We start from the raw sequence: 709 nt of genomic DNA, 5'->3' as shown, positions 1-709 counted from the left end.
CAACTCTTAATCACAAACCGCTGATTAAGATGGAGCAAGAAAACAATTCAACACAAAGGGCCAAAGAATTTTTCGAAAATATCGACAATATCTTTGAAACCTTTGCGAAGCAATAGCGTAATATGATATGTCATGCTATATCATATTATGAGACAGAAAGGACTAGTATAATGGCATTTGAAGATAAAATGAATCAACTAAAAAATAGTATGAGCAGCAAACCTGCTAAAAATGAACCAACTGCACCTAGAATTTCAAAATCTTATACTTTGAAGCAAGATATTGCTAATGAACTAACTAGACGTGCAAAAGAGAAAGAATTAACAGCTTCCAGATATTTAGAGAAACTGCTAAAAAAAGAATTTAATCTTTGATTTTCGCTAATTGAAAAAAGGGTAAAATCATGGAAACTACAATGAACGAGATATTCCTTGTTGCTTGTATTATTATTTTTTGGCTATTTCCCGTTATCGGCATTTTGAAGAGACATAAAATAGGCAATCGTTTCTTTTTTAGACAATGGTTATTCCCGTTACAATAATGGTTACAAGTACTATTTGAAAAATGGAGTGGTAATCGTCGATCAGTTATCCGTATATTACAAATGATATCCTTGTTTATTACTTATTTATGCGGACCGATCATGCTTTTGATTTTCAGTGCTTTCAACGAATACTTTCTTAAACACCCAGAGGCATTTATATTATTC

General features: G+C 31.7%; 1 protein-coding gene. It reads left to right on the top strand.

Features of this window, described 5'->3' with window-relative positions; all coding sequences use genetic code 11:
* The first annotated feature begins 170 nt into the window (after nt 1-170).
* Complete coding sequence (locus CBI42_RS11005; protein ID WP_054712561.1) at nt 171-374, top strand: hypothetical protein; 204 nt, start codon at nt 171-173, stop codon at nt 372-374.
* Nucleotides 375-709 lie beyond the last annotated feature (335 nt).

The sequence above is a fragment of the Streptococcus sp. KR genome, from assembly GCF_002238115.1.
Taxonomy (GTDB): Bacteria; Bacillota; Bacilli; order Lactobacillales; family Streptococcaceae; genus Streptococcus.
Note: the sequence above shows the minus strand (reverse complement) of the source record. Positions and strands in the feature narration are given on the sequence as shown.